At 63.0% G+C, this 4,127-nt stretch carries 3 protein-coding genes and 1 pseudogene; 1 reads left to right on the forward strand and 3 read right to left on the reverse strand.

Translation table 11 applies throughout. The annotated features are described in order from the left end of the window. Window positions 1-161 precede the first annotated feature (161 nt). Window positions 162-956, forward strand: coding sequence for an outer membrane protein assembly factor BamD (locus AX692_RS12155; protein ID WP_073973503.1), 795 nt, complete (start codon window positions 162-164; stop codon window positions 954-956). A 113-nt stretch (window positions 957-1,069) separates the two neighbouring features. Here the strand turns inward: AX692_RS12155 and AX692_RS12160 are convergent, their stop codons facing one another. From AX692_RS12160 to AX692_RS20170, 3 genes and pseudogenes are all read right to left on the reverse strand, one after another. After that, window positions 1,070-3,235 (reverse strand): hypothetical protein, encoded by a 2,166-nt coding sequence (locus AX692_RS12160; protein ID WP_230959645.1) that lies wholly within the window; start codon window positions 3,233-3,235, stop codon window positions 1,070-1,072. A 337-nt stretch (window positions 3,236-3,572) separates the two neighbouring features. After that, window positions 3,573-3,929, reverse strand: a complete 357-nt coding sequence (locus AX692_RS12165; protein ID WP_073973505.1) for a response regulator — start codon at window positions 3,927-3,929, stop codon at window positions 3,573-3,575. A gap of 10 nt (window positions 3,930-3,939) precedes the next feature. Further along, a pseudogene (locus tag AX692_RS20170) lies at window positions 3,940-4,127 on the reverse strand (hypothetical protein); the annotation flags it as partial.

Raw genomic sequence — 4,127 nt, forward strand, 5'->3', positions numbered from 1 at the left:
GAGGGGCGGAGGGCGCCGCGGCAAAGCCGCGTCGTCGAACGGGTCGGCTGACGCCGACCCGCCGGCCGGGCTTGCGCCTCTTGTTTGCAAGTCTTGCGACTTGCGCACAGGGCGTCAGCCTTCACTTGGCGTTCAGGGCGGGCCTCGTTATACGCGAGGCCATGCAATCCAAGCTCACCTCTCGCGTGGCCGTCGCCGCGCTCGCCGCCTTCGCCTTCGGCAGCCTCAGCGCCTGTGCCGGGGGCGGGGGGGAGAAGGACGTCGCCTACGTGGCGCGCGACGTCGAATCGCTCTACGCCGAGGCGCAGCGGCGGCTCGACAAGGGCAACACGCTGCAGGCCGCGGCGCTGTTCGACGAGGTGGAGCGCCAGCACCCCTATTCGCCTTGGGCCCGCCGCGCGCAGCTGATGAGCGCCTTCAGCTATTACATCGCGCGCGATTACAACAAGGCGATCACCAATGCGCAGCGGTTCCTGTCGATCCACCCGGGGAACAAGGATGCGCCTTACGCCTATTACCTGATCGCGCTCTCCTATTACGAGCAGATCAGCGACGTGAACCGCGACCAGAAGATCACCGAGCAGGCGCAGACCGCGCTGCGCGAGGTCAACCGGCGCTTTCCCCAGAGCGAATATGCCGCCGACGCGCGGCTGAAGCTCGATCTGGTCGCCGATCACCTTGCGGGCAAGGAGATGGAGATCGGCCGCCACTACCAGCGTTCGGGCCTGTGGCTCGCCGCCGACTTGCGCTTCCGCAACGTGGTCGAGAAGTTCCAGACCACCAGCCACACGCCCGAGGCGCTCTACCGCCTGACCGAGAGCAGCCTCGCCCTCGGCCTGCCCGAGGAAGCGGTGAAGTATGCCGCGGTGCTGGGCGCGAACTATCCCGGCAGCGAATGGTACGAGCGCGCCTTCAAGCTGGTCGAGAAGCGCGCCGAGGGCGTGACGGCGTCTTAGTTTGCGTGACCGCCTCCGCGGCCACGTCCTCGCTATGCGTGCAGCAAAGCTGCACCCGCTGCGGGCGCGCGTTCGCGCTTGCGGCTGATGTGCAGCCGGTTCAGCGTTGATCGTCAAACGGGCAGGAAGCCCAGTTCATAGACCATCGGGCGCAGCTTTTCGGTTAGCGCGGCGTAGGCTTGCTTGAACGGGTCGAAGTCGGTCAGCTTGGTATCGCCATAGGCTTCGAGCGCGCGGCGCACCTGATACCAGCCGGCGTCGGCGCGGCCGAGCTTGTATTCCTGCCGGATCTTGTTGGGGAAGCTGGTGGCGTGAAAGCGCTGGAACAGCTTGCGACCTTCATCGAGTACGGCGCGGGCTTGGGGTGAGAACGCTACGCCCGCCATGTAACGCACCATGAAATCACTCTCGAACCGCGCCTTTGCGCCCACTTCGGCTTCGGTGAAGGGGATGAAGTGATTGGTGAGGCTCCAGTCGCGATCATTCCACCGCAGCCCGTCCGCGCCTGCGGTAAGGTTGCTGCCGTTGAACAGCATCCAGACGAGGCAATCGGATTTGAAGCTGTCGGAGAGCGGCTGCGAGGGTTGCAGGAACTGGTCGCGGTCGTTGAGCCATGTTGGTTTGATGAGGCGGCGGACGGAAAAGACGATGGCGGCTTGCCAGAGGTTCTCTTCGGTCACGAAAAATGCTCCGGCATTGCCGTAACCTGACGAAAGCAACCCGGTTGTTCCGGCGTGTTGCAGGTCGTTTCCAAAAACGATCATGCTGCCAATAGCGCCGTCTGCCCACCAGCGGCCCCGCACATCAATCGTGCTTTCCGTTGGCAAAAGTGCGTTTTTCAACGGCAGCGCTGGGGTGCGATTGGAACGTGGCCGAACAATCCATTCAGCCAAAGGCGGGCGAGGTGGCTCGCGATAGAATTTGTGTTGTCCGACTACATCGCCCGCCTTGTCGAGAGCGATCACGCCCACCGATTGCGCTGGCCGTTCCATCGCCAAATCCCAGATCAGAAACCCGATCGGAAAATGGCCTTTCAACCCGTCAAACGCCTTGCTGTGAACCACGAAGCCATCGAGGTATTGCGCCGTCCATTGCTCGCGAAACTGCGCGAAGTTGGGCGCGTTCACATATTTGAGCTTGCTGAACATCGCCAAGGTGGACGTCGGCAGTTCCAGCATGATCCGGTGCAGGAACTGCACGAACAATTCGCGTGCGGCATAACCAAGGTGGCCCATGCCATGACTGATGCGGGTGCTCGCCACCCCTGATTTCATCGTCGCATTTGCGCCGCTGTCCTTGGTGTTATCGACATTCATCGCCTCCGCATAAGGCGGATTGATCAGCACCAGGATCGGCTTCGCGCCCTTCTTGCCCTCGCGCGCATCGGCAATCGCCTGCCGCAGCGCCATCGGCACCTTGCCCGACAGCTCGTAATCAATCTCGCCGAAATCGGTCACATCGTCATTCAAATAGTCGTATTGAAAAATCTCCGCCCCGGCGAAAGCCGGGTTGCTGCGCATGATCGTCACGTCTTCCTGATCCAGCGTGGACATATACACATTGCGCAGGTTGGAATGCTTGGCCTCCAGATTGCCGACGCCTGCGCACATATCCCAGACGATATATTTCTGCTGCCAGTCGCTACCCAGCGTGGCGTTCAACTGGTCATAGGCTTTGTCGACGATGTGGAGCGGAGTGTAGAATGCGCCCTTGAACTTCTGGTCATCCACCGGAAGCAGGCTGTCGCGCCGTTCGAGCAGGTAGTGACGATCCTCCTTTTCGGGCGGGCGGTGGTAGATGTTCCAGAAATTGCGATAGCCGCGCTCGCTGGCGAGCTCATATTGCTCGCCTTTCAGGATGAAGACCGGCTTGTTGCCGCTGAAAAGCAGTCGCGCGGGCAGATCGCGCATCGCCTCGTTGGTGCCGTCGTGCATGATGTCGGCGAAGAACAGCACGGCATAATCGGAGTCGCGTTTGACGCCGAGTTCCACCCCGATCATGGCGACCCATTTGTCGAACACCTGCCGCAGGTTGTTGCGGTTGATCTGGGTGCGGATGATCCGGCCTTCGCGCACCGCATCCTTGGCGGCCTTGATGAATTCCGCCTCGTAGTCGGCGATCCGGTAGAGCACGAAGTGGGTTTCGATGGTGGGGGCAATCTGCGCCGCCAGCGCCTTGTCCGCTGCCGAGCCCGATTTGGGCCACACGATGGTCTTGTCCTCAAGCAGCGGGAGCGCGTGCTCGGTCGCCATCAGCGCGGCCTTCTCGCGGTCGATCACGCACAGGAAACCGGGGATCGCCTCGCCGCGCTTGAGGGCGGCGCGGACATAGGTGAGAAGCTGCGCAAACATCAGCAGCGGCGGGGTCGCGGATTCCTTGGCCTCGAACCAGATTTCGGGGGTCTGGATATCGACCAGCCCCTTGAACACGCTCTTCAGCCCCAGCGCCTTGATATAGGCGTCCTTGACGTCTTCCTCGGTACGGGCGGTGGCAAGGTCGTCTGCCAAGCTCATGCGTGTGATTGCCCCGATTTGCGTGCGAAGTCAGGATGTCAGGTATAGGCGGGGTTCGCCGATGCTGGCCAGATACTTGCGAGGCTTATGCCCCGCGCGCCGCTCACCCCCCGCCGATCACTTGGCGCAGAACCTTCACGAGCTGTTCGGGATCGAGCGGCTTGGCGAGCACCGGGGCGGCGGCCATCGGCTCGGGGAGCTGGCCGGCGCTGAAGCCGGTGACCACCACGAAGGGGATGCCGCGCGCGGTCAGCGCCTCGCACACCGGCAGGCTGCTCACCCCGCGCAAGCTGGCATCGAGCACGGCCGCCTCGCACACCTCGGCAGCGGCCAGGATGTCGAGCGCGGCCGCGACCTTGGAGCACGGGCCGAGCACCGTCATCCCCGCGCCTTCGAGCGCTTCGGCGACTTCCTGTGCGATGAAATATTCGTCTTCGACGATCAGAATCTTAGCGGCCATGGATCGTATCCTAGCGCAAAATTCCGACAGAAGCATGGTGTTCCACGATGTTGCCGATCGCGCAGTCGAGCCGCCACACGAAGCCTTGCGGATCGAAGCGGCTCTCGACCTCGGCATCGAGGGTGTTCCTGACCATGTCGCCGATCACCACCGTGCCGAAGCCGGCGGTGGCGGGCGGGGCGACGGGCGGCCCGCCGC

Origin of the sequence: Erythrobacter donghaensis, assembly GCF_001557325.1 — a bacterium.
Lineage (GTDB): Bacteria > Pseudomonadota > Alphaproteobacteria > Sphingomonadales > Sphingomonadaceae > Erythrobacter > Erythrobacter donghaensis_B.